At 73.9% G+C, this 23,705-nt stretch carries 27 protein-coding genes; 11 read left to right on the forward strand and 16 right to left on the reverse strand.

All coding sequences use genetic code 11. The annotated features are described in order from the left end of the window. Nucleotides 1-31 precede the first annotated feature (31 nt). From BX266_RS05520 to BX266_RS05530, 3 genes are all read left to right on the forward strand, one after another. Nucleotides 32-844 carry a thioredoxin domain-containing protein gene (locus BX266_RS05520; protein WP_180290391.1) on the forward strand — a complete coding sequence of 271 codons (813 nt, stop codon included), beginning with the start codon at nt 32-34 and terminating at the stop codon, nt 842-844. 4 nt (nt 845-848) lie between these two features. Then, on the forward strand, nt 849-1,463 hold the full coding sequence (locus tag BX266_RS05525; protein WP_099897794.1) for a vitamin K epoxide reductase family protein: 615 nt from the start codon (nt 849-851) through the stop codon (nt 1,461-1,463). 85 nt (nt 1,464-1,548) lie between these two features. After that, nucleotides 1,549-2,010: a hypothetical protein gene (locus tag BX266_RS05530; RefSeq protein ID WP_099897795.1), complete on the forward strand. Its 462-nt coding sequence runs from the start codon at nt 1,549-1,551 to the stop codon at nt 2,008-2,010. Here the strand turns inward: BX266_RS05530 and BX266_RS05535 are convergent. Then, complete coding sequence (locus BX266_RS05535) at nt 1,984-2,892, reverse strand: SDR family NAD(P)-dependent oxidoreductase (RefSeq protein ID WP_099897796.1); 909 nt, start codon at nt 2,890-2,892, stop codon at nt 1,984-1,986. The genes BX266_RS05530 and BX266_RS05535 overlap by 27 nt on opposite strands. A gap of 139 nt (nt 2,893-3,031) precedes the next feature. On the opposite strand from BX266_RS05535, the gene BX266_RS05540 reads away from it, so the two are divergent. After that, nucleotides 3,032-3,511: a MarR family winged helix-turn-helix transcriptional regulator gene (locus BX266_RS05540; RefSeq protein ID WP_099897797.1), complete on the forward strand. Its 480-nt coding sequence runs from the start codon at nt 3,032-3,034 to the stop codon at nt 3,509-3,511. A 6-nt stretch (nt 3,512-3,517) separates the two neighbouring features. Here the strand turns inward: BX266_RS05540 and BX266_RS05545 are convergent, their stop codons facing one another. From BX266_RS05545 to BX266_RS05560, 4 genes are all read right to left on the reverse strand, one after another. Next, on the reverse strand, nt 3,518-3,895 hold the full coding sequence (locus BX266_RS05545; RefSeq protein WP_099897798.1) for a DUF2255 family protein: 378 nt from the start codon (nt 3,893-3,895) through the stop codon (nt 3,518-3,520). 103 nt (nt 3,896-3,998) lie between these two features. After that, the gene (locus BX266_RS05550; protein ID WP_099897799.1) at nt 3,999-5,039 is read right to left on the reverse strand and encodes an NAD(P)-dependent alcohol dehydrogenase; all 1,041 of its coding nucleotides are present in this window, start codon (nt 5,037-5,039) and stop codon (nt 3,999-4,001) included. A gap of 42 nt (nt 5,040-5,081) precedes the next feature. Continuing rightward, nucleotides 5,082-5,492, reverse strand: coding sequence for a cupin domain-containing protein (locus tag BX266_RS05555; RefSeq protein WP_099897800.1), 411 nt, complete (start codon nt 5,490-5,492; stop codon nt 5,082-5,084). A 19-nt stretch (nt 5,493-5,511) separates the two neighbouring features. Next, a complete protein-coding gene (locus tag BX266_RS05560; protein WP_099897801.1) occupies nt 5,512-6,528 on the reverse strand; it encodes a zinc-dependent alcohol dehydrogenase family protein in 1,017 nt (338 codons plus the stop codon). A 128-nt stretch (nt 6,529-6,656) separates the two neighbouring features. Between BX266_RS05560 and BX266_RS05565 the strand changes: the two genes are divergently transcribed. Both BX266_RS05565 and BX266_RS05570 read left to right on the forward strand, forming a co-directional pair. Beyond that, entirely contained in the window at nt 6,657-7,598 is a 942-nt protein-coding gene (locus tag BX266_RS05565; RefSeq protein ID WP_099897802.1) for a helix-turn-helix transcriptional regulator, read from the forward strand. Between the two features lie 268 nt (nt 7,599-7,866). Further along, the gene (locus BX266_RS05570; RefSeq protein ID WP_259464565.1) at nt 7,867-8,355 is read left to right on the forward strand and encodes an SRPBCC family protein; all 489 of its coding nucleotides are present in this window, start codon (nt 7,867-7,869) and stop codon (nt 8,353-8,355) included. On the opposite strand, the gene BX266_RS05575 is transcribed toward BX266_RS05570, so the two are convergent. The 6 genes from BX266_RS05575 to BX266_RS05600 all read right to left on the reverse strand — a co-directional run bounded on the left by BX266_RS05575 (nt 8,344) and on the right by BX266_RS05600 (nt 13,018). Continuing rightward, a complete protein-coding gene (locus BX266_RS05575; protein WP_099897804.1) occupies nt 8,344-8,892 on the reverse strand; it encodes a GNAT family N-acetyltransferase in 549 nt (182 codons plus the stop codon). The two genes, BX266_RS05570 and BX266_RS05575, sit on opposite strands and share 12 nt — an antisense overlap. A 35-nt stretch (nt 8,893-8,927) precedes the next feature. After that, nucleotides 8,928-9,245 carry a hypothetical protein gene (locus BX266_RS05580; RefSeq protein ID WP_099897805.1) on the reverse strand — a complete coding sequence of 106 codons (318 nt, stop codon included), beginning with the start codon at nt 9,243-9,245 and terminating at the stop codon, nt 8,928-8,930. 5 nt (nt 9,246-9,250) lie between these two features. Next, a complete protein-coding gene (locus BX266_RS05585) occupies nt 9,251-10,099 on the reverse strand; it encodes a nucleotidyltransferase domain-containing protein (protein WP_099897806.1) in 849 nt (282 codons plus the stop codon). A 217-nt stretch (nt 10,100-10,316) separates the two neighbouring features. Next, nucleotides 10,317-11,771, reverse strand: a complete 1,455-nt coding sequence (locus BX266_RS05590; RefSeq protein WP_099897807.1) for an endo-1,4-beta-xylanase — start codon at nt 11,769-11,771, stop codon at nt 10,317-10,319. Nucleotides 11,772-12,006: 235 nt separating this feature from the next. After that, complete coding sequence (locus BX266_RS05595; protein WP_099897808.1) at nt 12,007-12,516, reverse strand: GNAT family N-acetyltransferase; 510 nt, start codon at nt 12,514-12,516, stop codon at nt 12,007-12,009. Between the two features lie 100 nt (nt 12,517-12,616). Beyond that, complete coding sequence (locus tag BX266_RS05600; protein WP_099897809.1) at nt 12,617-13,018, reverse strand: ankyrin repeat domain-containing protein; 402 nt, start codon at nt 13,016-13,018, stop codon at nt 12,617-12,619. A 356-nt stretch (nt 13,019-13,374) separates the two neighbouring features. On the opposite strand from BX266_RS05600, the gene BX266_RS05605 reads away from it, so the two are divergent. The 3 genes from BX266_RS05605 to BX266_RS05615 all read left to right on the forward strand — a co-directional run bounded on the left by BX266_RS05605 (nt 13,375) and on the right by BX266_RS05615 (nt 15,881). Continuing rightward, a complete protein-coding gene (locus tag BX266_RS05605) occupies nt 13,375-13,569 on the forward strand; it encodes a hypothetical protein (protein ID WP_014134294.1) in 195 nt (64 codons plus the stop codon). Between the two features lie 133 nt (nt 13,570-13,702). Next, a complete protein-coding gene (locus tag BX266_RS05610; protein WP_099897810.1) occupies nt 13,703-15,292 on the forward strand; it encodes a hypothetical protein in 1,590 nt (529 codons plus the stop codon). Between the two features lie 214 nt (nt 15,293-15,506). Further along, nucleotides 15,507-15,881, forward strand: coding sequence for an RNA polymerase-binding protein RbpA (locus tag BX266_RS05615; RefSeq protein WP_073816413.1), 375 nt, complete (start codon nt 15,507-15,509; stop codon nt 15,879-15,881). Nucleotides 15,882-16,016: 135 nt separating this feature from the next. Here the strand turns inward: BX266_RS05615 and fxsA are convergent, their stop codons facing one another. The 5 genes from fxsA to BX266_RS05640 form a co-directional block, all read right to left on the reverse strand. Continuing rightward, the gene (gene fxsA, locus BX266_RS05620; RefSeq protein ID WP_259464566.1) at nt 16,017-16,586 is read right to left on the reverse strand and encodes an FxsA family membrane protein; all 570 of its coding nucleotides are present in this window, start codon (nt 16,584-16,586) and stop codon (nt 16,017-16,019) included. Nucleotides 16,587-16,702: 116 nt separating this feature from the next. Continuing rightward, entirely contained in the window at nt 16,703-18,310 is a 1,608-nt protein-coding gene (gene lnt / locus BX266_RS05625) for an apolipoprotein N-acyltransferase (protein ID WP_099897812.1), read from the reverse strand. Nucleotides 18,311-18,361: 51 nt separating this feature from the next. Then, nucleotides 18,362-19,882, reverse strand: coding sequence for an amidase (locus BX266_RS05630; protein ID WP_120314357.1), 1,521 nt, complete (start codon nt 19,880-19,882; stop codon nt 18,362-18,364). Nucleotides 19,883-19,963: 81 nt separating this feature from the next. After that, nucleotides 19,964-21,574: an amidohydrolase gene (locus BX266_RS05635; protein ID WP_099897814.1), complete on the reverse strand. Its 1,611-nt coding sequence runs from the start codon at nt 21,572-21,574 to the stop codon at nt 19,964-19,966. A gap of 46 nt (nt 21,575-21,620) precedes the next feature. Further along, entirely contained in the window at nt 21,621-22,061 is a 441-nt protein-coding gene (locus BX266_RS05640; protein ID WP_099897815.1) for an Lrp/AsnC family transcriptional regulator, read from the reverse strand. Between the two features lie 207 nt (nt 22,062-22,268). On the opposite strand from BX266_RS05640, the gene BX266_RS05645 reads away from it, so the two are divergent. Then, nucleotides 22,269-22,667, forward strand: a complete 399-nt coding sequence (locus BX266_RS05645) for a hypothetical protein (protein WP_099897816.1) — start codon at nt 22,269-22,271, stop codon at nt 22,665-22,667. Nucleotides 22,668-22,788: 121 nt separating this feature from the next. Then, nucleotides 22,789-23,412, forward strand: a complete 624-nt coding sequence (locus BX266_RS05650) for a uridine kinase (protein ID WP_099897817.1) — start codon at nt 22,789-22,791, stop codon at nt 23,410-23,412. Nucleotides 23,413-23,705 lie beyond the last annotated feature (293 nt).

Here is a 23,705-nt window from a genome sequence, read left to right on the forward strand (position 1 = left end):
CCGCCGGGTGCAGAGGAGACGACGGATCACCATGACCAGCACCCCGAAGAACCCGAAGAAGACCGCCGGCACCCACGCCACCGCCCGTGAGCGCCTGAAGCAGGCCCAGCAGGCCGAGGCCCGCGCCGTCACGCGCCGCCGCCGGATCACCGTCGGCGTCTCGGTCGCCGCCGCGGTCGCCGTGGTCGCGGGCGGCACCGCGATCGCCGTGTCAACCGCCGGCGGCGCCGACAGCTCCACCACCACCGCCGCCGTCACCCCCGCGAACACCACCGGGACCGACGGCACCGTGATCACCTACGGCAAGGCCGACGCCCCGCACACGCTGGCCGTGTACGAGGACTTCCGCTGCCCCGTCTGCCAGGCGTTCGAGACCTCGGCCGGCCAGACCGTCCAGCAGCTCGCCGACCAGGGCCAGTACAAGATCGAGTACCACCTGGCCACGTTCCTGGACAACAACCTCGGCGGCTCGGGATCCAAGACCGCGCTGAACGCCGCGGGCGCCGCGCTCAACGAGGGCGTCGACAAGTTCAAGCAGTTCCACGACGTGCTGTACGCCAACCAGCCCGCCGAGAGCGAGGACGGCTTCGGCGACGTCAACCACCTGCTCGACCTCGCCGAGAAGGTCCCCGGCCTGAAGACCGAGGCGTTCACCAAGGCCGTCACCGAGGGCGCCTACAAGGGCTGGGCGTCCAAGGTCTCCACCGCGTTCAACAAGAGCGGCGTCTCCGGCACCCCGACCGTGAAGCTGGACGGCAAGCAGCTCTCCGTCATCGGCCAGGACGGCAAGCCACTCACCGGGGACCAGTTCACCGCCCTGGTCCAGCAGACCATCGGCGGGTGACCCGGTGACCACCGCCCCCACCACCGACCGGGGCCCGATCGGCGCCACCCGCGGCTTCTCCTGGCTGCTGCTGATCAGCGGCCTGCTCGGACTCGCCGCCTCGGCCGTGCTGACGCTCGACAAGATCAAGCTGCTCAAGGACCCTTCGTACCGGCCGAGCTGCAACATCAACCCGATCATCAGCTGCGGGTCGATCATGCGCACCGCCCAGGCCGAGGCCTTCGGCTTCCCCAACTCGCTGATCGGGCTGGCCGCGTTCGGCGCCCTCGCCGCGATCGGCGCGGGCCTGGTCGCCGGCGCGTCCTACCGCCGCTGGTTCTGGCTCTCCCTGCAGGCCGGCACCATGCTCGGCCTCGGCTTCGTCGCCTGGCTGATCGACCAGGCCCTGTACGAGATCGGCGCGCTCTGCCCCTACTGCATGGTGGTCTGGGCCGTGGTCCTCACCGCCTTCTGGTACACCACCGTCCACAACCTCCGCACCGGAGCCCTCCCCGCACCCGCCGCCCTCCGCCGCCTCGCCGCCCTCCGTTTCCAATGGCTGGTCCCCGTCGCGGCCTACCTGGTGATCGCCCTCCTGATCCTCAACCGCTTCTGGTACTACTGGTCCACCCTCCTCTGACCCACCCCGCACAGCGGCCCCCGTCTGCGAAAGCGCAGGCGGGGGCCGTCGACCGGAGGTCAGCGGGGACGCGATACTCGGTGCCATGTCAGAAGCCGGACTGGACGCCGCCGCCCGATCCCTGCGTGCCTGGCTGAACGGCCAGCGGTTCACCGACATCCCCAGGGCCGAGGCCACCGAGTTCTTCACCACCTCGATCCGCGGGTGGGCCGAAACACTCGGCTACCACTGCGAGTTGGAGGCACCCCTCCCGCCCCATGCCCTCCGGCCCGACCGGCGCGGGTACCTCGACGTCCGGCTCAGGCACCGGTCGGGGAAGGGCCGTGGCATCAGCATGGAGATCGACCGCGGCGACAAGCAGCTGTCCCTCGACAAGCTGGCCCAGGCCGCGGAACTCGGAGACCTGTGCCTCTGGCTCCGATGGGGTCGCCGCCCCGTCCGTCTCAGCGTCCCGCCCACCGTGCGCGTGATCCGCGCCCACGTGCTCCGGCGATCCACCCCCGCGGGCCCTGACCGGTATTCACTCGAACCCGACAGCTGCGGCTGACGCCGAGTCACCCCGCCTGCTCCGAGCGGCCTCCGGGCGGTCTCCGGACGGTCTCCGGGCCGTCGAAGCCGCCAGCAGCTGTTCCGTGAGCCGGTGCAGGCGTTCGGCGTCGGCGGGGTCGAACGGTGGGGTGTCGGTCGGTAGTCGGCGGCCCTCCAGGACGGCGGTCAGGCGGGCCGGGGGGTTGTCGAGGAAGGGGAGGATCTGGGCGACGGCGGTGGTGGTCGGCTTGCCGTGGGTGCGCAGGCGGTCGACGTGGGAGGCGGTGGCCGGGTCGTACTCGCCAGCGAAGCTGGTGGACACCACGCCCGGGTGGTTCAGCACGTAGTGGATCGGGGTGTCCGCGTGGGTGCGGGCGAAGTGCACCCCGAGCAGGTCGCAGAGGGCGCCGCCGTGCCCGAGCGCACCGGTGCCCGGGTAGTCGCGGCGCAGTTGCAGGTCGTCCCAGCGGACGGGGCCGGTGAGTCCGGCGCCGCCGAAGTTCAGCACGGTGCCCCGTTCGGCTCGGGCCAGCCGGTCGGCGAGGCCGTGGCCGAGCAGGTAGCGGCTCAGGTAGAACAGCGCGAAGTTGCTCTCGAACCCGTCCGCCGTCTCCGCCCGGGTCGAGCGGTGGTAGCGCGCGCCCAGCACCAGCAGATCGAGCACCCCGTACCGCTCCTTGACCAGGTCGACGAGTCGGTGGTTCTCGGCGACCAGGCTCAGGTCCGCCGTCAGGAACCGTGCCCTGTCGCCCGCACCGCGCAGTTCGGCGGCCGCGACGAACGCCTCGCCCTTCGCCGCGCTGGTCCCGACGACCAGCGTCTCCCAGCCCCGCTCCAGGTACGTGTCGGCGAGCGCCCGGCCGACGCCGTCCGTCCCGCCCGTGATCACCGCTGTCGGCATGTCTCCCCCGTCAGTTGCTTTGATCGATCAAAACATGTGGCGATCTCCGAACGCAATCACCCTTCTCAGGACGGCAGTTGGGCTTGCCATAACCGGAAGCAATGGCATCGGTTTCCGTCGCCCCTTGTAGCCTTGGCCGGTGAGTACATCCCGATCGGCACCTCAGCAGCCCTCCTCCGCCGACGAGTTGGCCCGGCTGGAGGTCGCGGTGTCCGCGCTGGTGCGGTGGAGTGAGAGCAGGCACGTCCGGGCCGAGGTCGCGCGGGTGGTGGGGCGTGACCTTCCGGCCAGTGCCTTGCGGTTGCTGGAGCACTTCGAGGCTGCGGGCGCCATGCGGGTGTCGGCGGTCGCCGAGTGCCTGCACATCGACGTGTCGACCGCCTCGCTGCAGCTCCGCGGGCTCAGGTCCGACGGGCTGGTGAGCCGCACCGCCGACCCGGCGGACGGTCGCTCCGGCGTCGTCGCGATCACGGCGGAGGGGCGCAGCGTGCTGGCCCGGGTCCGCGCCGTCCGCTGCGAGCTGCTGGCGCAGGCTCTCGGCAGTGCCTCCCCGGGCGAGTGGGGACGCGCCGCCGAGGTGTTGCTCCGGGTCCAGCAGCACATGCTCGGTGCGGGCTGAGCGCCGCTAGCCGCGCGGGGTGAGGCGGAGGGTGGTGGCCCGGGCCTGGGGGCCGAGCATGGGTTCCACGTAGTCGCTGTAGCGGCCGTACTTGGTGCGGTAGGCGGTGTCGACGCGGTCGTTGGCGGCGGGGTCGTCGACGAGGGCGAAGTCGACGTCGGACTCGGCGCCGCCGGCCCGGATGTGGCCGTTCAGGGTGGTGCGGGCGGTGTTCCACCAGGTGCCGGAGGTGCCGCGCCAGGAGCGGACGTAGAGGTCGTCGCCGTCGCGGACCACCCAGATGGTGGTGGGGGTGCGCAGGCTCCCGTCGGGCTGGCGGGGCGCGATGTGGAGTTCGTCGGCGCCGGCGATCCGGTCGAGGGTCTCGGGGGGCCAGGTGCTCACGGGGAGGTCCTTTCGGTGGGTGACGCCCCCTCAGTCTCCGGTGGCCGGATCCGGAACGGCGAGCGGGCGCGGGGCCTGCTCGCCGTTCCGTCCCCCGGGTGGGTCAGCCGATGGTGGCGGTGTCGATGACGAAGCGGTAGCGGACGTCGGAGGCGAGGACGCGTTCGTAGGCCTCGTTGATCCGGTCGGCGGGGATCAGTTCGATGTCGGCGCCGATGCCGTGCTCGGCGCAGAAGTCGAGCATCTCCTGGGTGAGCGCGATGCCGCCGATCATCGAGCCGGTGAGGACGCGGCGGGCGCTGCCGAGCAGGAAGCCGTTGACGACCATCGGGCCGGGCGCGGCGCCGACGTTGGCGAGGACGCCGTCGAGGGTGAGCAGGCCGAGGTAGGCGTTGATGTCGAGGTCGGCGCTGACGGTGTTGACGATCAGGTCGAAGCGGCCGGCGAGTTCGGTGAAGGTGCCGGGGTCGGAGGTCGCGAAGTAGTGGTCGGCGCCGAGGCGGTGGCCGTCCTCCTGCTTCTTCAGCGACTGGGAGAGCACCGTGACCTCGGCGCCCAGCGCGTGGGCGATCTTGACGGCCATGTGGCCGAGGCCGCCGAGGCCGACCACCGCGACCTGCTTGCCGGGCCCGGCGCCCCAGTGCCGCAGCGGGGCGTAGGTGGTGATGCCCGCGCACAGCAGGGGGGCGGCGGCGGCAGGGTCGAGGCCGGCGGGGACGGAGAGGACGAAGCCGGCGTCGACGACGACGTGGGTGGAGTAGCCGCCCTGGGTGGTGGTGCCGTCGTGGTCGGTGGCGGCGTAGGTGAAGACCGGGCCCTGCACGCAGTACTGCTGGTCGCCGCCGAGGCAGGGGGCGCACCGGCCGCAGGAGTTGACCATGCAGCCGACGCCGACCCGGTCGCCGACCCGGTGGGTGGTGACCTCGGCGCCGACCTCGGCGACGGTGCCGACGATCTCGTGGCCGGGGACGACGGGGTAGGGCTGCGGTCCCCATTCGCCGCGGACGGTGTGGATGTCGGAGTGGCAGATGCCCGCGTACTGGATGGCGATCAGGACGTCGCGGGGTCCGACCGGGCGGCGTTCGACGGTGGTCGGGGCCAGCGGACGGCCGACGGCGGGGGCGGCGTAGGCGTTGACGCGCATGCGCAGGTGCTCCTCTTTCGGTGGTGGCTGCGTCGGCCCGGGTCAGTCGACGGCCGGGGCGGCAGCGTACTCCTGGTCGGTGACGGGGATGAGCCAGTGCACGACGGCGTGTTCGGCGTCGCCCTCGTTGATGGCCAGGTGGACCATCAGGCGGTCGGGCGCGGCACCGTGCCAGTGCTCCTCGTCGGCCTCGAACAGGACGCGGTCGCCGGGGCGGATGACCTCGACGGGGCCGCCGCGGCGCTGGCAGAGGCCGACGCCCTCGGTGACGAAGACGGTCTGGCCGAGCGGGTGCCGGTGCCAGTGGGTGCGGGCGCCCGGCATGAAGTGCACCAGGTTGGCGGTGACCCGGGACGGCGCGGGAGCGGCGGCGACGGCGTCGATGTAGACGTCGCCGGTGAACCAGTCGGCCGGGCCCTTGACGGTCTGGAGCGAGCTCCGGGTGATCTGCATGGCGGTTCTCCGGGGAGGGTCAGGGGGTGAGCAGGGCCTTGATCGCGCGACGTTCGTCCATCGCCCGGTAACCGTCGGCGACCTGCTCCAGCGGCAGGCTGAGGTCGAAGACCTTGCCGGGGTCGATCCGTCCGGTCAGGACGCGCTCGATCAGGTCGGGCAGGTAGCGGCGCACGGGCGCGGGGCCGCCGCGCAGGCCGACGTGCGAGAAGAACAGTTCCTGGCCGTCGACGGCGACCTCGTGCGGGACGCCGACGAAGCCGACGCTGCCGCCGGGCCGCGCGCTGTGCAGGGCCTGCCGCATCGCCTCGGCGGTGCCGACGCACTCCAGCACGCTGTCCGCGCCGATGCCGCCGGTGAGTTCCTTGATCCGGGCCACGCCGTCCTCACCGCGCTCGGTGACGATGTCGGTGGCGCCGAACTCCAGGGCGAGCCGCTGCCGGGACTCGTGGCGGCTCATCGCGATGATCCGCTCCGCGCCGAGTTCCTTCGCGGCGATCACGGCGCACAGCCCCACCGCGCCGTCGCCGACCACCACGGCGGTCGAGCCGGGCCGGACCTGGGCGGCGTCTGCGGCCCACCAGCCGGTGCCCATCACGTCGGAGTTGGCGAGCAGGCCGGGCCAGAAGCGCCGGTCCGGCACCTCCTCGGTGGCGACCAGGGTGCCCTGGGCGTTCGGGATGCGGACGTACTCGGCCTGGCAGGTGCTCATGAACTCCCTGTGCTGGCAGTTCGACTGAAAGCCGTTCAGGCAGTTCGGGCAGGTGTTGTCGGAGGTGGCGAACGAGCCGACCACGAACTGGCCGGGCCGCAGGCCCTCGACCTCGCGGCCGACCTCCTCGACGAAGCCGACGTACTCGTGGCCGATCGGGTGGGCGTGTTCGGTGGCGTCCAGTCCGCGCCAGGGCCACAGGTCCGAGCCGCACACGCAGGTGACGGCGGTGCGGATGACCGCGTCGGTCGGCTTGAGGATCCTCGGGTCGTCCAGCGTCTCGAACCGGACGTCACCGGGACCGTGGATCACTGCTCCGCGCATGGGGAAAATCCTTACGTAGGGGGTGCCGCAATCCAGGTAAGCGCGCTCGGCGCGGTCCGGCGAGTCACTGGTGAAGGGTGTACCGCCAGTACATCCCTCCGGCCGCCGGCAGGCCGTACCGTCGAGACATGGACAACCGCGAGGAGGTCCGCGAGTTCCTCACCTCGCGGCGAGCGAAGATCACCCCGGAGCGGGCCGGCCTGCCCGCCGGGCCGCGGCGGCGGGTGCCCGGGCTGCGCCGCAGCGAGGTGGCCGCGCTCGCCGACATGAGCGTGGAGTACTACGCCAAACTCGAGCGCGGCAACCTGGCGGGCGCCTCCCCGGCCGTACTGGAGGCGGTGGCCCGCGCCCTGCAGCTGGACGACGCCGAGCGGGCCCACCTGCTGCACCTGGCGCAGGCCGCCGACGGCTCCGACGTGCTGGCCCGCCCGCGCCGACGCCCCGGCGCCAAGCAGTGGACGCCGCACCGCAGCCTGCAGTGGACCCTCGACGCAATCACCGCCGGGCCAGCCGTGGTGGCCAACCGCCGGATGGACGTGCTGGCGGCCAACCCGCTCGGCCGCGCTTTCTACTGCGACCTGTTCGCCACCCCGGACAACCGGCGGAACCTGGCCCGGTTCAACTTCCTCGACCCGGCCTCCCGCCGCTTCTACCCGGACTGGGGGCTGTTCGCCGACATGGCGGTGGCGGTCCTGCGGCGCGAGGCCGGGCGCGACCCGCACGACCGGGACCTGCACGACCTGGTCGGCGAACTGTCCACCCGCAGCGCCGAGTTCCGCACCCGCTGGGGCGCGCACAACGTCCGCCGGCACGGCACCGGGACCAAGCACTTCCACCACCCGGCGGTCGGTGAGCTCACCCTCGCCTACGAGTCCCTCGACCTCGCGGCCGAGCCCGGGCTCGGCATGACCGTCTACACCGCCGAACCCGGCTCGCCCTCGGAGGAGCGGCTGCGCCTGCTCGCCTCCCTGGCCGCCACCGAAACGGCCGCCGAGGCGGCCGCCGCCGAGACGGGCAAGGCCGAGGAGACCGCCGGCCACCCGACGCCCGCGCCGCCCGGGCAGGTCTGAGCCCGGTCAGGTCTGAGCCCGGTCAGCCCGTCCGCGGCGGGGCGGAGGGCGCCGAGGCCACCAGGCCGTTGACGGTCCGCTCGTCCACCCCGCCGTCGAGCACGAGCCCGCGGACCAGCAGGCCCGGCAGGGAAAGCCCTCCAGGGCGCCAAGTGGCCCTCCGACGTGGCGTTTTGGCCGAATGGTCGCCCCGGCTCGCCCTTGCGCCGGGTTCGCGCCGCCGACTACAGTCCGGACCCGCCCCCCCTCGTCCCTTCCGGAGGTACCCGTGTCCCGCCTGTGGACCGTTCGGGAGAGCGTGACCGTCCACGCCTCCGCGGAAGCCGTGTACGCCGCGGTCGGCGACCTGCCGAACCTGGCCCGGTGGAGCCCGGAGTGCATCGCCGTCCGGCAGGTGGGGCGCGGGCCGGTGCGGCCGGGGACCCGGTTCCTGGGCTTCAACCGCAAGGGCCCGTTCCTGTGGTTCACCGACTGCCGGGTGACGGTGGCCCGCGCATCGGAGGAGTTCGCCTTCCGGGTCGGCATCTTCGGCCTCCCGGTGGCCGTCTGGGGCTACCTGGTGGAGCCGGCCGGGCCCGGTGCCGTCCTGGTCACCGAGTACTGGGAGGACCTGCGCACCGGGCCGCGCTCAGGGCTCACCGAGCTGCTCGGCCGGGTCTTCACCGGCACCCGCCCGACCGACCGCGCCGCGCTCAACCGGGCGGGCATGCGGGCGACCCTGGAGCGGCTCAAGTCCGCGGTGGAGTCAGCTTCCTGACGTCTGTGCCCGCAGCCGGTACACCACCGCGCGCTGCTCCGGGCCGGGCGGCACGCTCGGGTCGAGGAAGTCCATCGCCGGGTCGTGCACCATGCCCAGGCGTGCGGCGACCGCCCGGGAGGGCGCGTTCCGCTCGGCGATCACGGCCAGGATCTCGGACCGGCCCAACTCCTCGAAGCCGTACCGGAGAACCGCCCGTCCCGCCTCGGTGGCGTAGCCGTGGCCCCAGGCGTCGCGGTGCAGCCGCCACCCGGCCTCGATGCCGTCGAACGGCATCTCCTCGTCCACCGGGTCGAGCCCGGCGAAGCCCAGGAACCGCCCGTCGGAGCGGAGTTGGACGGCCCACCAGCCCCAGCCACGCTCGGCGAGCTCGGCCCGGAAGGCCGCCAGCGAGGCGGCGGCCTGCGCCCGGTCCAGCAGCGTGCCGAAGTGCCGGCGCACCTCGGGGTCGGCGTTCAGCTCCGCCCAGCGGTCCAGGTCGGCGTCCCGCCACTGGCGCAACAGCAGCCGGGGCGTGGTCAGTTCGGTCTCGGTCATGGGGGTTCTCCGTTCCGGTTATCCGATGCAGTGGCTCAGTCGCCGACGAACAGCAGCCAACTGCCGGGCGTGGCGGCGCAGTCGGCGAGCATCCGCCCGAGGTCGCGGACCGCCGCAGCCTGCTGCGGCGAGCCGGCCAGGGCCGCCAGGGCGGGCAGTTCGGCGCGCGCCGCGTCGGCGTCCTGCTCGTTGAGGGCGGTGTCCCGGTACGGGTCGATCCGGCCCGACCGGCCCTGCCCGGACGGCAGTCGGGCCAGCACCGCGGCCAGCGCCTCGCCGTGTCCGTAGGAGCCGCGCAGCGGCCGGGCGCGGCGAGTCGGCCGTTCGCCGTACAGCAGGATCTCGACGCCCATCGCGGCTACCCGCCCGCCCCGGCCAGTACCTCGGCGGCCAGCCGGTCCGCGGCGTCCAGGACGGCCGCCAGGCTCTCCGGGTCGGGGCCGGCGGGCGCGAACAGGGCCTGCGCCCGGCGCTCGAAGTCCGTTGGCGCGCAGCCGAGTCGGCCGGCCGCGGCGACGGCGCCCTTCTCGTTGATCAGCCACTTACCGGCCCGCGCGTGCAGCACGTGCGCCAGCAGCCCGACGGCGCGGAACAGGCAGCCCGCGACGTAGCCGGCGTCGCCGCGCCCGGCGCCCTTCCGGGCGTTGGCGAGCACGAACGGCACTTCCCAGGCCCCGTCGGACTCCAGCGTCCGTGCCAATGCGGCCGGAAACTCGACGAGGTCGGCCCGCAGCGCGGTCAGCTCTCCGCCGGGGTCGGCGAGCACCCGTCCGAGCGCGAGTTCGCCGAGGTAGGCGTACGAGGGCACGCCGTACGGGTGGCCGGGCTGCTGGCCGGACACGTACCGCCCGGCCCGGGCCTCGGCGGCGTACCGGCGGACCCGCTCGACGTCCCGGTACAGCCAGTCGACGCGGGCCCGGCCGATGTCCAGCCAGCCGCCGCCGTCGACCCAGGGGCCCCAGGCGCCGGGGTCGGTGATCTCGACGGGACGGCCGCAGAGCTCGGCGGCGAGGTCGCGCAGGGCGGCGGTGTCGAGGCGGCCGGGGCGGTAGTACAGCCCGAGGTCGTAGTCCGAGCCCGGGGTGTGCGCGCCGCGGGCCCGGCTGCCGCCGAGGCAGACGCCGACGATGCCGCCGACGGCGGCCAGCCGGGCCGCGATCCGGCCCAGCTCGTTCTCGTCCAGTTCGGTGCCGTGGGTATCGTTCATCGCCCGCCACGATGCCGCAGCCGCCCCGGCCCCGCCACGGGATTTCGTCCCGGTCGGCGTGCCGCGGCGGCCCGTACGGCAGCAGGGCGCGGTGGGAGCGCCGCTCCGCTCCCACCGCGCCGTCCGGACGCCCGCCCGCACGGGCGTCCGGTCACGAACCGGCAGCTCCCGGGTCCGGCCCGCATGTAAGCCGGGCCCGGGACGCTCCGGTCCTGGATCAACCGGCCGTGCAGGCCACCCCGTTGAGGGCGAAGCCGGTCGCGGCGGCCGCGTTGCCGGTGTGGTTGGCCTGGAAGCCGAAGCTGGTCGAGCCGCCGGCCGGGATGGCCGCGTTGTACGACAGGTTGGTGGCGCCGACCTGCCCGCCGGCCGGGCTGACGGTCGCGTTCCACGCGTTGGTGACGGTCTGGCCGGAGGGGAGGACGAACTTCAGCGTCCACCCGTTGACCGTGCTCCCGCCGGTGTTGGTGATCGTCACGTTCTCGGTCAGGCCGGTGTTCCAGGCGCTGACCTGCGAACTCACCTTGCAGGCCGCGCCGGTGGGCGAGGACGGCGAGGTGGAGGCCGACGGGGACGGCGAGGTGGAGCCCGACGGCGAGGGCGAGGTGGTGCTGCCGCCGAGCGCCGTCACCACCGCGTTGTAGGCCGCCTTCGGCTGGTAGTTGGCGTCGTACATGGTGGCCGCGCCGTAGCCGGAGAAGAAGTCCGGGATCCACGAGTCGGGGTCGCCGACGCCCCACTGCGAGACGCCGACGCAACCGGTCACGGCCAGGCAGGAGTTGACCACGTTGGCATAGTCGGTGGCCTGCTGGGCGAGGTTGGCGGCGCTGGCGGGGACGGGCATCCGGTCGTCCAGCTCGGTGATCGCCACGTTCACGCCGAGCGCGGTGAAGCGCTGGATGTTGGCCTTCAGGGTGCTGGGGACCTGGCCGACGATGAAGTGGCTCTCGAAGCCGACGCCGTCGATCGGCACGCCCTGCGACTTCAGCGTGGACACCAGCTGGTAGATGGCGTCGCTCTTCGCGCCGAGGCCCTCGATGTTGTAGTCGTTCAGGTAGAGCTTGGCGTTCGGGTCGGCGGCGTGCGCGGTGCGCAGCGCGTCGGCGATGTAGCCGGAGCCCATCGCGTTGGTGAAGGCGTCGGTGCGCAGCGTGCCGTCCTCGTTGAACGGCTCGTTGACGACGTCCCAGGAGTAGACCTGACCCTTGTAGTGGGTGGCCTCGGTGGTGATGTGGTTCTCCATCGCGGCCTGCACCTGGCCGGTGGGCAGGCTGCTCACCCAGGACGGCAGCTGGCTGTGCCAGACCAGGGTGTGGCCGCGCACCCGCATGCTGTGGGCCTTGGCGAAGGAGACGATCTGGTCGCCGGGGCCGAAGTTGAAGTTGCCGGCGGAGGACTCGGTGGTGTCCCACTTCATCTCGTTGCCGGGGGTGACCATGTCGAACTGGGTGCCCGCGATGGCGGTGATGGTGGAGCTGTTCAGGTTGGACTGGGTGAGGGCGGTGCCGAAGTAGCTGCCCTTGGCCTCGGCGAGGTCGCGCAGGGTGGTGCCGGCGGCTCCGGCCGGGCTGCTGCCGACGGTGGCGGCGGCCAGCAGTCCGCCGGCCGCTGCGAGGGCGAGTGCCGCGAGGGCGGGCGCCCGGCGTCGTGCCGCGCGCAACTGTGCAGCCATGGTTCGTCCTTCCGGGGGCGGGTGGGGTGCCCGGACCGTACGGCGGGCCGGGCACCCCGGGCAACGGACCGCCCGGAGGGGCTGCCACCTCGTCAACTCCGAATATTTCGACGGGTGTTCGACAGTTCTTCGACGCACCGGGCCCCGACCTGCGGCGGTGTCGCGAAACAGCGGAGCGGCCGCGGTCCGCAGGGCGGGTCCGCGGCCGCTCCGGCCGGCCTGGCGGGTGCGAAAGTTACAGCACGTCAGCGGCTTCGCGGACGGCCGGACGGGCGGTCAGCTCCTTGCCCATGCAGATGCTCAGCTCGTGGTCCTTGTAGTAGCCGAACTTGCGGATGTCGACGTACCCCTCGGAGGCGTACAGCGCGATCGCCTCGGGCTGCAGGGTGCCGGTCTCCAGCACCAGCCGGGTCCGCCCGGCCTCGACGGCGGTGCGCTCCAGGTGGCGCAGCAGCGCGCGTGCGTAGCCCCTGCCGCGGGCGTCGGGGACCACGAACATCCGCTTCAGCTCGGCGTCGCCGTCCCGCAGGCCGTCCTGGTCGCGCTCCTTGGCGCGCCAGCCGCCGCAGGCCACCGGCCGACCGTCCTGGTAGCCGATCACGAACAGCCCGGCCGGCGGGTCGAAGTGGTCGGTGTGCATGGCGGTCTGGTCGCCGTCGCCGTACCGGCGGACGTACTCCTGCTGGACCTCGGCGGCGAGCTGCTGGGCGTCGGGGTGTCCGAAGCCGGTGGTGCGGATCTCCATGTCGGTCAAGGGTACGGGCCCGCGCCCGGCCGCCGGCGGCGAGGGTGCGGGCCCGAACGGAGGCCGGCCCGGGCGGGCGGGCCGACCGGGGGCGTGCGGGTCAGCGGGCGGTGAGGCGGGCCACCAGGTCGTCCTTGCCGAACATCCGGGCGGCGTCGAGGGCGGAGGGCATGCCCGCGTTCGGGTCGGCGCCGTGGGCCAGCAGCGCGTCGACGACCTCGGTGGCGCCCTTGAAGACGGCCCCGGCCAGCGGGGTCTGGCCACGGTCGTTGGCGCGGTCGGGTTCGGCGCCGCGCTCCAGCAGCGCGGTGACCGCGGCGGCGTGGCCGTGGTACGCGGCCAGCATCAGCAGGGTGTCGCCGCGGTCGTTGGTCAGGTTGGCGGGGGTGCCGGCGTCGAGGTAGGCGGCCAGCAGGCCGGCGTCGCCGCCGCGGGCGGCTTCGAAGAGCCGGCCGGCCAGCGCGATGACCTCGGCGTCGGGCTGCGCGGTGGGGTCGGTCATGAGGGTGTTCCGCCTTCCGGAGCGCGGCCGCGGCGGGCCGCTGGGACGTCAGGTCGTGCCACCGCGAACGCTAGCGGACCGCCCGGGCCGAACGGCACGGGGTGGCGGTGCGCGGCCGTTCGGGCGAATTCCGGACGCGCCGGGCACGACCGCGCCCGGCGCGGGGACGCCTGAGTGCGCCGGTGCGATCCACCGGCCGCACCCGGGCCGTGATCCGCCGGGGCCGCAGGACGTATACCGCCGATCCGGGCGACAGGTGAGATCCACCCGTTTGCCGCGCCACATCATCTATTACTTTTTGTCACCATGAAGGCACTTTCTGTAACACTGTCCCCGCCCCTCGTGAGGAGCATCCCGTGATTCTCTCCATCTCCGGCATCGTCCTGTTCGGCGTCATCGCCTTCCTCTTCTTCCGCCGGGACGGGCTGAAGATCTCGCATGCCCTGGTGTGCGCGCTGTTCGGCTTCTACGTCGCGGGTTCCTCGATCGCCCCGAGCATCCAGGCGGGCGGCGCGAGCCTGGCCAGTCTGATCGGCGGCCTGAAGTTCTGAGCGGTCCCTGCTCCTAGCGGCCCGGGCGCGGACCTCCCACCGCCCCGGGCCTTCTGCCCGCCGGACACCTGATCCCCTGTCAGGCGTGCGGCGGGCGCCCGCTCCTCCCGTCCCCCCTGCCTCCGGAGCCCGCATGTCCCTCACCCGCCACCTCACCCGCGGCCGCGACCTGGCCCGCAGCGCCGGCGACCACGCCGCCGACGTGTTCGCGCCGCTGACCCTGATCGGCCGCGGCCTGCGCCGCCACGCCGACTGGGCCAAGGCCCGCTGGACGGCCACCCCGAAGGAGCGGCGCGGCCCGACGCTGCTGGTCGGCGCGGCCGTGGTGCTCGGCGTCTTCCTGCTGCCGCACGGCCCGCTGCTGGCGCTGGTCGCGCTGGTCGCCTCCGCCGCCTGGGTCGGCCGCAGCCCCAAGGCCGCCCCGGAGCCCGAACCGGACGTCGCCGAGGTCAAGCTGACGGCCCTGTACGCGGCGCTCACCCCGTACTTCGGCGGCTACGACGACCCGGGCGCGCTGTACCGGCCGGACGGCGAGTGGCAGTCCGCGTTCGCGGGCTGGGAGTTCGACGCCGAGGGCAAGCTCGCCGCGCTGGAGATCGGCTACCCGGCGTACTTCACCGACACCGAGCCGGCCGCCCGGACCCGGATCGAGCAGGTGGTGCAGGGCAAGGCGGGCCGCTCCCGGGAGTACCGCTTCGACTGGGACGAGGAGTCCAACCGGCTGCGGGTCTGCGCGCTGGCTCCGCTGCCCGCCGACATCGTCGCGCAGCGCTTCGTCACCGCGCCGGGCGAGATCGTCCTCGGCTTCACCGACGGCGAGGGCAGTCGGCGCACCATCCCGGTCACCCAGGGCGGCGTGGACGAGCAGCAGCCGCCGGTGGTCTGGCGGGTCGGGCCGCGCTCGGCGGAGCCGCACCTGCTGGCGCTGAGCCAGGCCGGGTTCGGCACCTCGACGCTGCTGCGCTCGATCGCCCTGCAGGCGCTGCCGCACGGCGACCTGGTGGTGGTCGACGGGGCGAGCACCGGCGAGCACGCCTGCCTGGTGAACCGTCCGGGCGTGCACACCGTGGAGACCAGCCTGCACGGGGCGCTGGCCGCGCTGGAGTGGGTCGCGCAGGAGACCGAGCGTCGGCTGATCTCCCTGAACGCCGCCCGCCACCACGGGCTGCCCGCGCCCGCCGACGTCACCCGCCCGCTGTGGATCCTGCTCGACCACCTCACCGAGCTGTCCGAACTCGCCCACGCCGAGGGCCGCACCGACCCGCAGGAACTGCTGGAGGTGCCGCTGCGGCACGGCCGGGCGGCCCGCGTGACGGTGGTGTTCGTCGACGCCCTGGAGGCCCGCGACCGGATCTCCCCCACCGTCCGCACCTGCACCCGCGCCCGGGTGGTGCTCGGCCCGGTCACCGCCGAGTCCGCGGCCGCCGCGCTCGGCGTCCCGCTGGACATCGCGCCCGCCGCGCACACCCCGCCCGGCCGGGGCTACGCCCGGATCGGCGCCGCCGCTCCGGTCCGCGTCCAGGTCCCGGTCACCGTCGACCCGCTGGACGAGGACGCCCCCGCCGCGCTGCGGGAGGCGGTGATCGCGCTGCTGCCGCACCGCGACACCCGCACCGAGGCGGCCGCGCCCGTGGTCGCCGAACTGGTCGAGCCCGCCGAGCCCGAGCCGGTCGTCGACCTCGGCAAGGACGCGGCGCCGGTGCAGCCCCGTCCGGCCTACTAGCCACTGCGGACCATAAGTGCACAAAATGTGACACGCCGGGTGATAACACCGCTCAGATGTGACAAAACGGGCGACCATGGGTACAAACAGGGGCGGCACGACAGGCGACGTATGTCCCCGGGACGGGAATCTTCGTCGAAGGCCGAGCGTTGGACCCAGCGACGAAGACAGCGACCACTAGTCCTGTGGGCAAGAAGCCCGGGAGGCACGATTCATGAGCGAGCGAGCTCTCCGCGGCACGCGACTCGGGGCGACCAGCTACGAGACCGACCGCGGCATTGACCTGGCACCGCGCCAGACCGTCGAGTACGCATGCCAGAACGGACACCGATTCGAGGTTCCGTTCTCGGTCGAGGCGGAGATCCCCGTGGTGTGGGAATGCCGTTTCTGCGGCCAGGAGGCGGCACTCCTCGACGGCGAGGAGCCGGAGGAGAAGAAGACCAAGCCCACCCGCACCCACTGGGACATGCTGATGGAGCGTCGGACCCGCGAGGAGCTGGAGGAGGTCCTGGCCGAGCGCCTGGCCGTCCTTCGCTCGGGCGGGATGAACCTGGCGGTCCACCCGCGCGACTCCCGCAAGTCCGCCTAGCGGCGAGCGATCCGCACCACTGCCGAAGGGCCCCGGATTCCGGGGCCCTTCGGCGTTCCTGCTGCCCTCGTGCCTGAGCTGCCGGCAGCCGCCCGACGCAGTGTCGGGCGGCTGCCGGCAGCGGGCGGATCAGGATCAGGGGGTGATCGGCGGGCGGTAGCCGGTGTCCGGGCCCTGCGGGCCGACCGGCGGGTCGACGACCTCGCCCTGGACGACCTTGCCGTCCGGGCGGTGGATGCGCAGCTGCTCCTGCAGGCGCATCGCGTCGGCGATCCGGTCCGCGCCGACGGGGGCGGTGGAGCGCAGCACCGAGCCGGTGATCCGGCGGCCGAGGGTGCGCCACAGGGCGCGGGTCGGCGGCAGCAGGAAGGTCACCGCCAGCAGGTCGGACAGGAAGCCGGGGAGAATCAGCAGCACGCCGGCCAGCACCGTCATCGAGGTGCCGGTCTGGGGCTGCGCGGACTTCGGGTTCTGCGACAGCTCGACGGCCGCGCGGAAGGCGCGCGCCCCGGCGCGCTTGATCACCGTGCCGCCGACGAACACCCCCGCCAGCAGCAGGACCAGGGTCAGGAACCAGCCCACCCAGCCGGCCACCACCGTGACCAGCCAGATCTCCAGCACCAGCCAGGCGGCGATCAGGAGCGGCACGCTCCGGGCGAGCCGCCCGCGGCGGGCCGGACGGGCCGAGGTTGCTTGCTGGGACACGGTACGGATCCACTCCATCGCGGTGCTCTCCGCGGCGGCCGGCGACTCCGGCCCGCCCTAACGGCACCACCCAGCACAACGGACCTCGGCGCCGTCGTGTTCCTCGCCCCGCCGGGTCAGCCCGTGCGGTCGGCCCGGCGGCGGCGCACCGCGCCGGTGATCGCGAAGGCGCAGGCCAGCACGCCGCCGAGGGCCAGCGCCCACTCCGGCCCGGCCCCGACCTTGTCGGCGACGGTCTGTCCGTCGCGCAGCGGCACCACGCTGTTCAGCACCGCCTGCTGCATCTCGCCGGTGCGCTGCTCCACCTTGCCGTCCGGGGTGATCACCGCGCTGACGCCGCTGGTCGCCGCGATCAGCACCGCCCGCCCGTGCTCCACCGCGCGCAGCCGGGACATCGCCAGCTGCTGCTCGGTCTGGCCGGTGTTGTTGTACGTGGCGTTGTTGGTCTGCACGACCAGCACCCGGCCGCCCTGGTTCACGGTGTCGCGGACGATCTCGTCGTACGCCACCTCGAAGCAGATCACGTCGCCGACCCGGGCCGGGCCGAGCTGCATCACGCCGCTGCCGGTGCCCGGGTAGAAGTCGCGGGCGACCCGCTGCAGGCGGCTGATCACCTTGGACAGCTCGTCGCGGAACGGCACGTACTCGCCGAACGGCACCGGGTGCTGCTTGGTGTAGGACTCGCCCGGGCCGGAGGACGGGTCCCAGACGATGCCCTCGTTGCGCACGTGCTGCTCGTCCGGGCCGTCCACCAGCGCGCCCACCAGGGTCGGCACGCCGATCGCCTTGACGGCCCGGTCGATCCGGGCGTAGGCCGCCGGGTCGGTGAACGGGTCCAGGTCGGAGGCGTTCTCCGGCCAGATCACCACGTCCGGCTTGGCGACCTTGCCGGCCGCGACGTCCGCGGCGAGCCGCTCGGTGGTGGAGGCGTGGTTGTTCAGCACCTCCATCGGACGGCCCAGGAAGTCCATGCCGGGACGGTCCACGTTGCCCTGGATGATCGACACCTTCACCGTGTCGGACGCCGAGGTCGGCACCGGCACCGCGTAGCCGACCACCACCAGGGCGACCGCGCCGAGGGCGCCGACGGCGGTGCGCCACGGCAGCGCGCCCTCGCCGGAGCGGCGGGCCCGGGCCGCGCAGAGCACCGCCCAGGCCAGCAGGGCGCCGCTGGAGGCGACCGCGAAGGTCACCAGCGGGGCGCCGCCGAGCGCCGCCAGCGGGGTGTACGGGCTGGCGGTGTTGGCGAACGCCAGCCGGCCCCACGGGAAGCCGCCGAACGGCTGCCGGTCGCGCATCCACTCCTGGGTGACCCAGAGCATCGCGCCCCACAGCGGCCAGCCGCGCAGCTTCGAGGTCAGCGCCAGGCCGGCGCCCATCAGCGCCAGGAACAGCGCCTCGATCAGCGCCAGGCCCACGGTGGCGTCCCAGCCGACCGGGCGCAGCCAGGACAGCAGCACCACGAAGAACGGCACCCCGAACGCGAAGCCCAGCCAGGCGCCGTGCCGGGCGCTGCGGCCGCGGGTGAGCAGGGTCAGGCCGGCCACCGCGAGGATCGACAGCGGCCACACGTCGAACGGCGGGAAGGCGAAGGCCAGCGCGAGGCCGCTCAGCGCGGCCAGGCCGGTACGGCCCCACCACGCCTTGCGGCTGCCGCGCGGGCGCGTCGGCCGCTCGGCGTTCTCCTCCGTCACCGGGCGCTCCTGCGAAACGGGCAGTGCCACCTGCGCACCACCTCTCTACCTCGGGACATCCCCACCCGGGCGGGGAGCGTGCTACCTCGTTCGACGTCCCCCGAAAGGTACCTCACTCCCCCGCGGCCCCAGCAGTCCCGGCAGCGGGGCGGCGGGGGCCGACGCGGTGTCAGCGGCCGACCGGGGGCGGCGGGCGGACCAGGGGAGGGCGGTCTCCAGGGTGCGGGCGACCTGGAGGAGGAGGTCCTCGCGCCAGGGGGCGGCGACCAGTTGGACGCCGACCGGGAGGCCGGTGGCCTCGTCGTGGTGCAGGGGCAGGGAGATCGCGGGCTGGCCGGTGATGTTGAACACGGAGGTGAAGATGCCCATCGGGTAGGCGTTGCGCAGTGCCGCCAGCGGGTCGGTGGCGGTGCCGGCCCGCCAGGCGCCGATCCGCGGCGGGAGGCAGGCCATCGTGGGGGTGACCAGCAGGTCGAAGGAGGCCGCGAAGCCTTCGACGATCTGCCGGGAGAGCCGCTGGGTGGTCTGGACCGCCTGGCTGAAGCGCCAGGAGTCGATGCCGTGGGCGGCCTCGCGCAGCGCCCGGTTGTGCGGTTCGATCCGTTCGGGGTCGGCGAGCGGGACGGCGGCCGCTCCGGCGTTCCAGATGGTGGTGAACGCCGCAACGAACTGCTCGATCGGGGGCAGCGGCAGCGGGGTGTCGACGAGGTGGTGGCCGGCCTCCTCCAGGGCGCGCAGGGCGGTGGCGACGGCGGTCCGGCAGGCCGGGTCGGTGGGGATGCCGTCCAGCGGGGAGTCGGTGAGCCAGCCGATCCGCAGTCCGGTGGGCGGCTCCTGGTCGACGGCGACCGCGTAGCGGCGGCTCGGGGTGGGCGGCGACCACCAGGCGCCCGGGTCGTGGCGGACCAGCACGTCCAGCGCGGCGGCGGTGTCCTCGACGGTGCGGGTGACCACGCCGCCGGCGGCGAGGCCCTCGACCAGCACGGTGGCGGAGGCGACCCGGCCGCGGGTGGGCTTCAGGCCCACCAGTCCGGTGCAGGAGGCGGGGATGCGGATCGAGCCGCCGCCGTCCTCGGCGTGCGCGATCGGGGCGAGGCCGGCGGCGACGGCGGCGCCCGCGCCGCTGGAGGAGCCGCCGGGGGTGCGGTCCGGGTCCCACGGGTTGCGGGTGATGCCGAGGGCGGGGCTCTCGGTGAACGGCAGCGCCCCGAACTCGGAGGTGGTGGTCTTGCCGAGGATCACGAACCCGGCGTCGGTGAACCGTCGCACCACCGGGTCGTCGGCCGGGGCCGGGTCCTTGCCCGCCCCCTCGGAGCCGTACGTGGTGGGCCAGCCCTTGACGTCCAGCAGGTCCTTGACCGGCAGCGGCACGCCGAGGAACGGCGGCAGCCGTTCGTCCTCTCGGGCCCGGACGACCCGGTCGGCGGCGGCGGAGGCGGCGGCCCGCACCGTCTCGTCGTCGCGGTGGCAGTAGGCGTTGAGCACCGGGTCGAGCCGGTCCGCCCGCTCCAGGTAGGCGTCGGCCAGCTCGACCGGGCTGACGTCCCGTCGGCGGACGGCGGCGGCCAGGTCGAGTGCGGAGGAGAACGGGTCGATGTGCATCGCAGGGTTCCTTCCCGAGGTGGTGCCCCCACCCTGCGCGCCGTGCCCGGTCCGGGTCTTGGACGAATGTCCCCGGGCGGCTCAGTCCCTGCGGTGGACGGTCCGGCCGCGGACCACGGTGCGGGTGCAGACCGGGAGGGGCTCGCCCGGGGTGAGGTCGGGGAGGCCGGGAGTGCCGGAGCGCGGGTCGGTGGACCAGCCGGCGATGCGGGTGTCGGGGGCCTGGACGACCAGGTCGGTGGTGGCCCAGATCGCGTAGGAGGCGATCGCGCCGGGCACCAGCACGCCGTCCTGGTCGTGGCCGAGGGCGCGGTGGCCGCCGCGGGTGTGGGCGGTGAACGCGGCGCGGACCGAGATCCGGTGCTCGGGGGTGCGGTGGAAGGCGGCGGCGCGGACGGTGCCCCACGGGTCGAGCGGGGTGACGGGCGCGTCGGAGCCGAAGGCCAGCGGGATGCCGGTGCGCAGCATGGCGGCGAACGGGTTGAGCGAGGCGGCGCGCTCGGTGCCGAGCCGGGCCGCGTACATGCCCTCGGGTCCGCCCCAGGCGGCGTCGAAGGCGGGCTGGACGGAGGCGGTGAGCCCGAGTTCGGCGAACGCGGCGAGGGTCTCGAAGGTGAGCGCCTCGGCGTGCTCGACGCGGTGCCGCAGCGCCCTGACCCGGTCCAGGCCGACCTTGTCGGCGGCGGCCCGGACGCCGTCGACGACGGCGTCGATCGCGGCGTCGCCGATGGCGTGGAACCCGGCCTGCAGGCCGGCCTCGGTGCAGAGCGCGACGTGCTCGGCGATCTGATCGGCCGTCAGGTAGGCGACGCCGGTGTGCGCGGCGTCGGTGTACGCGTCGTGCAGGCAGGCGGTGTGCGAGCCGAGGGCGCCGTCGACGAACAGGTCGCCGCCGGCGCCGACCGCGCCGAGGCGCCGGGCGGTGGCGATGCCGGCCTCGCCGAGTTCGCCCCAGTAGCCGTGCACCTCGGGGCCGGGGGTGTCGGCGGCGAGGGCGAGCAGCGCGGCGAGGTCGTCCTCGGAGCTGATCTGCGGGCCGGCGCACTCGTGCAGGGAGCCGATGCCGAGTTCGGCGGCCCGGCGCAGGGTGGCGAGCTGGGCGTCGCGGCGCTGCGCGGGGCTGAGGTGGGCGAGGGCGGCGCCGCGGACGGCGTGGTGGGCGTCCTGGGTGAGCGGGCCGTCGGGGTGGTGGCCGGCCCGGTCGGCGAGGCCAGGGACGAGCGCGCGCAGGGCGCTGGTGGCGAGGCCGGAGTGGACGTCGGTGCGGGAGAGGTAGAGCGGCGCTCCCTGGGCGGCGGCGTCGAGTTCGGCGAGCGAGGGGGCGCGGCCCTCGGGCCAATTGGTCTCGTCCCAGCCGTGGCCGATGAACACCTCGGCGCCGTGGTGGCCGACGTGTCCGGCGATCAGCGCGAGGGCCTCGCGGAGCGAGCCGCAGCCGGTCAGGTCGAGGCCGGTGAGGGCGAGGCCGGTGGAGGTGGCGTGCACGTGGGCGTCGACGAACGCGGGGGTGACCAGGGCGCCGTCCAGCTCGACGATCTCGTCGGCGGTGTCGGCGTACGCCTCGGCGGCTCCGTCGCTGCCGACCCACGCGACGTGTTCGCCCTCGACCAGCATGGCGGTGGCGAAGGGGTCGGCGGGGCTGTAGACGTTGCCGCCGCGCAGCAGCACGGTGCGGTCGGTGCGTTCGGTCATGGCGTCCAGTCTCGCACTGCGGACGCCGCCGGCCGGACCGGGTCGGTCAGAGCTTCGGGGGGCGCGCCTCGTAGGGGGTGGAGAGGACGACGGTGGTGCGGGTGGAGACGCCGGCGGCGGAGCGGATCCGGGCGAGCAGGTCCTCCAGGTCGCCGGGGCCGGGGACGCGGACCTTCAGGATGTAGTTCTCGTCGCCGGCGACGCTGTGGCAGGCTTCGATCTCGGGGAGTCCGTCGAGTCGTTCGGGGGTGTCGTCGGGCGCGCTGGGGTCGAAGGGCTTGACCGAGATGAACGCGGTGAGCGCCAGGTTGACCGCCTCGGGGTCGACGATCGCGGTGTAGCCGCGGATGACGCCGCGCTGTTCGAGGCGGCGCACCCGCTGGTGCACGGCCGAGGTGGACAGGCCGGTGGCCTTGCCCAGGTCGGTGTAGCTCATCCGTCCGTCCTGGAGCAGCAGCTGGACGATGCGCTGGTCGAGTTCCTCCACAAGGCGTCAACCTACTCGATACCGGTCGGGCTGTGCAGACAGCTCGCTGGGGGCGCATTCGGGGGGCACATGCCAACGGAATGTGGCGAGGAACACAGTGAATGCATCACCGTGCGCCGGAGCGCAGGGTTATGACATGCCGTCACAGGGAAGTGCTGCTGGTGGCCCGGACAACGAGAGACTCCGGCCCGATCCGAGGGGGATCAGATGCCTTCCACTGACCAGCGTTCCGACGTCGAGGAACCCGGCGCGCCCGAGCTGTCCTTCGCGGCGGACCCGGGCGCGGCCGACACCTGGGAGATCGTCCGGGTGCACTGCCCGGTCTGCGACCGCCCGATCGCCCTGATCGGCGACGAGGAGCGGCTGCCCCAGCACGCGGTGCTGACCTCCGCGTGGAACCCCTTCCAGCCGGCGATCTGCCAGGGCACCGGCGCGCCGACGGCCGACCTGTTCGAGTGCGAGGAGCACCCGGAGGACGACGGCCTGGACAACCTGGTGGCGCTGCCCACCGCACTGGACTGGCGCACCCAGCCGTTCTCGCACGCGGGCGCCCACCGCGCGGTCCGGGTCATGGTGCCCGCGCAGCGCGACCGCCGCGCGGCCTGACGGCCGGACCCGACCGCCGGACCGGCCCAGCCGGTCCGAAGTCCCTGACGAGGGCGCCGCACGCCGGTGCCCTCCGGGATCGCACAGCCGACGCCACCCCGGGGCCGCGTACGCTGGCCGGATGAGTGACGCCTTCCCCGACCTGCCCGCGCTCGCCGCCGGGCTGCTCGCGCTGCCGCCTTCGCTGGGCCCGGTGCGGCTGGTCGCGGTGGACGGCCACGCCGGGTCGGGCAAGACCACGTTCGCCGGGCGGCTCGCCGCGGCGCTCGGCGGCGCGCCGGTGGTGCACCTGGACGACCTGGCGACCCATCAGGAGCCGTTCGGCTGGGTGGGACGGCTGCGGGCCGAGGTGCTGGCGCCGCTGGCCCGCGGCGAGCGGGCCCGGCACGGCGTCTACGACTGGACGACGCGCGCCTTCGCCGCGGAGCGGGAGGTGCCGCCGGCCCCGGTGGTGCTGCTGGAGGGGGTGGGTGCGGGCCGGCGCGCGGTGCGCCCCGCGTTGGCGGCGCTGCTGTGGATGGAGCTGGACCAGGCGGCGGCCCGGGCCCGCGGGGAGGAGCGGGACGGTCCGGAACTGGCCGAGTTCTGGGCGGGTTGGGCGTGTGCGGAGGGGGCGCACTTCGCGGCCGACCCGAGCCGTCCGTACGCCGCGGTGCGGGTGGACGGGATCACCGGGCGGATCCTCGGAGACACCCTGAGTGAGCCGAACGCACTGGTCTTGACCTGCGACGTCGTCAGGATCTAAGTTCTGCGTGTCGCGGAAATCAGTTGAATCCGCAACCACAGACACGGCGTCTCCGGCTTGTTCCCCCGTGAGCCGGAGGCGCCGTTCCCCCTTCCCGATCGGTCCGGATCGCGCCGCCGAGCGCGCCAACACCCGATCGTCTCGCGCCATTTGAGCGGCGCGGCACCCTTACGGATCAGCTCTGCGCCGGTACCATGCCTCGCAGGCGCGCATATGCGCCCCGAGGTCTGGCGGGGGGCGTCAGTGACGGTGGAGAGTTCCGGCGGCAAGGGGTCCGCCGCCGCGGGTCCGGA

The organism is Streptomyces sp. TLI_171 (genome assembly GCF_003610255.1).
Classification (GTDB): domain Bacteria; phylum Actinomycetota; class Actinomycetes; order Streptomycetales; family Streptomycetaceae; genus Kitasatospora.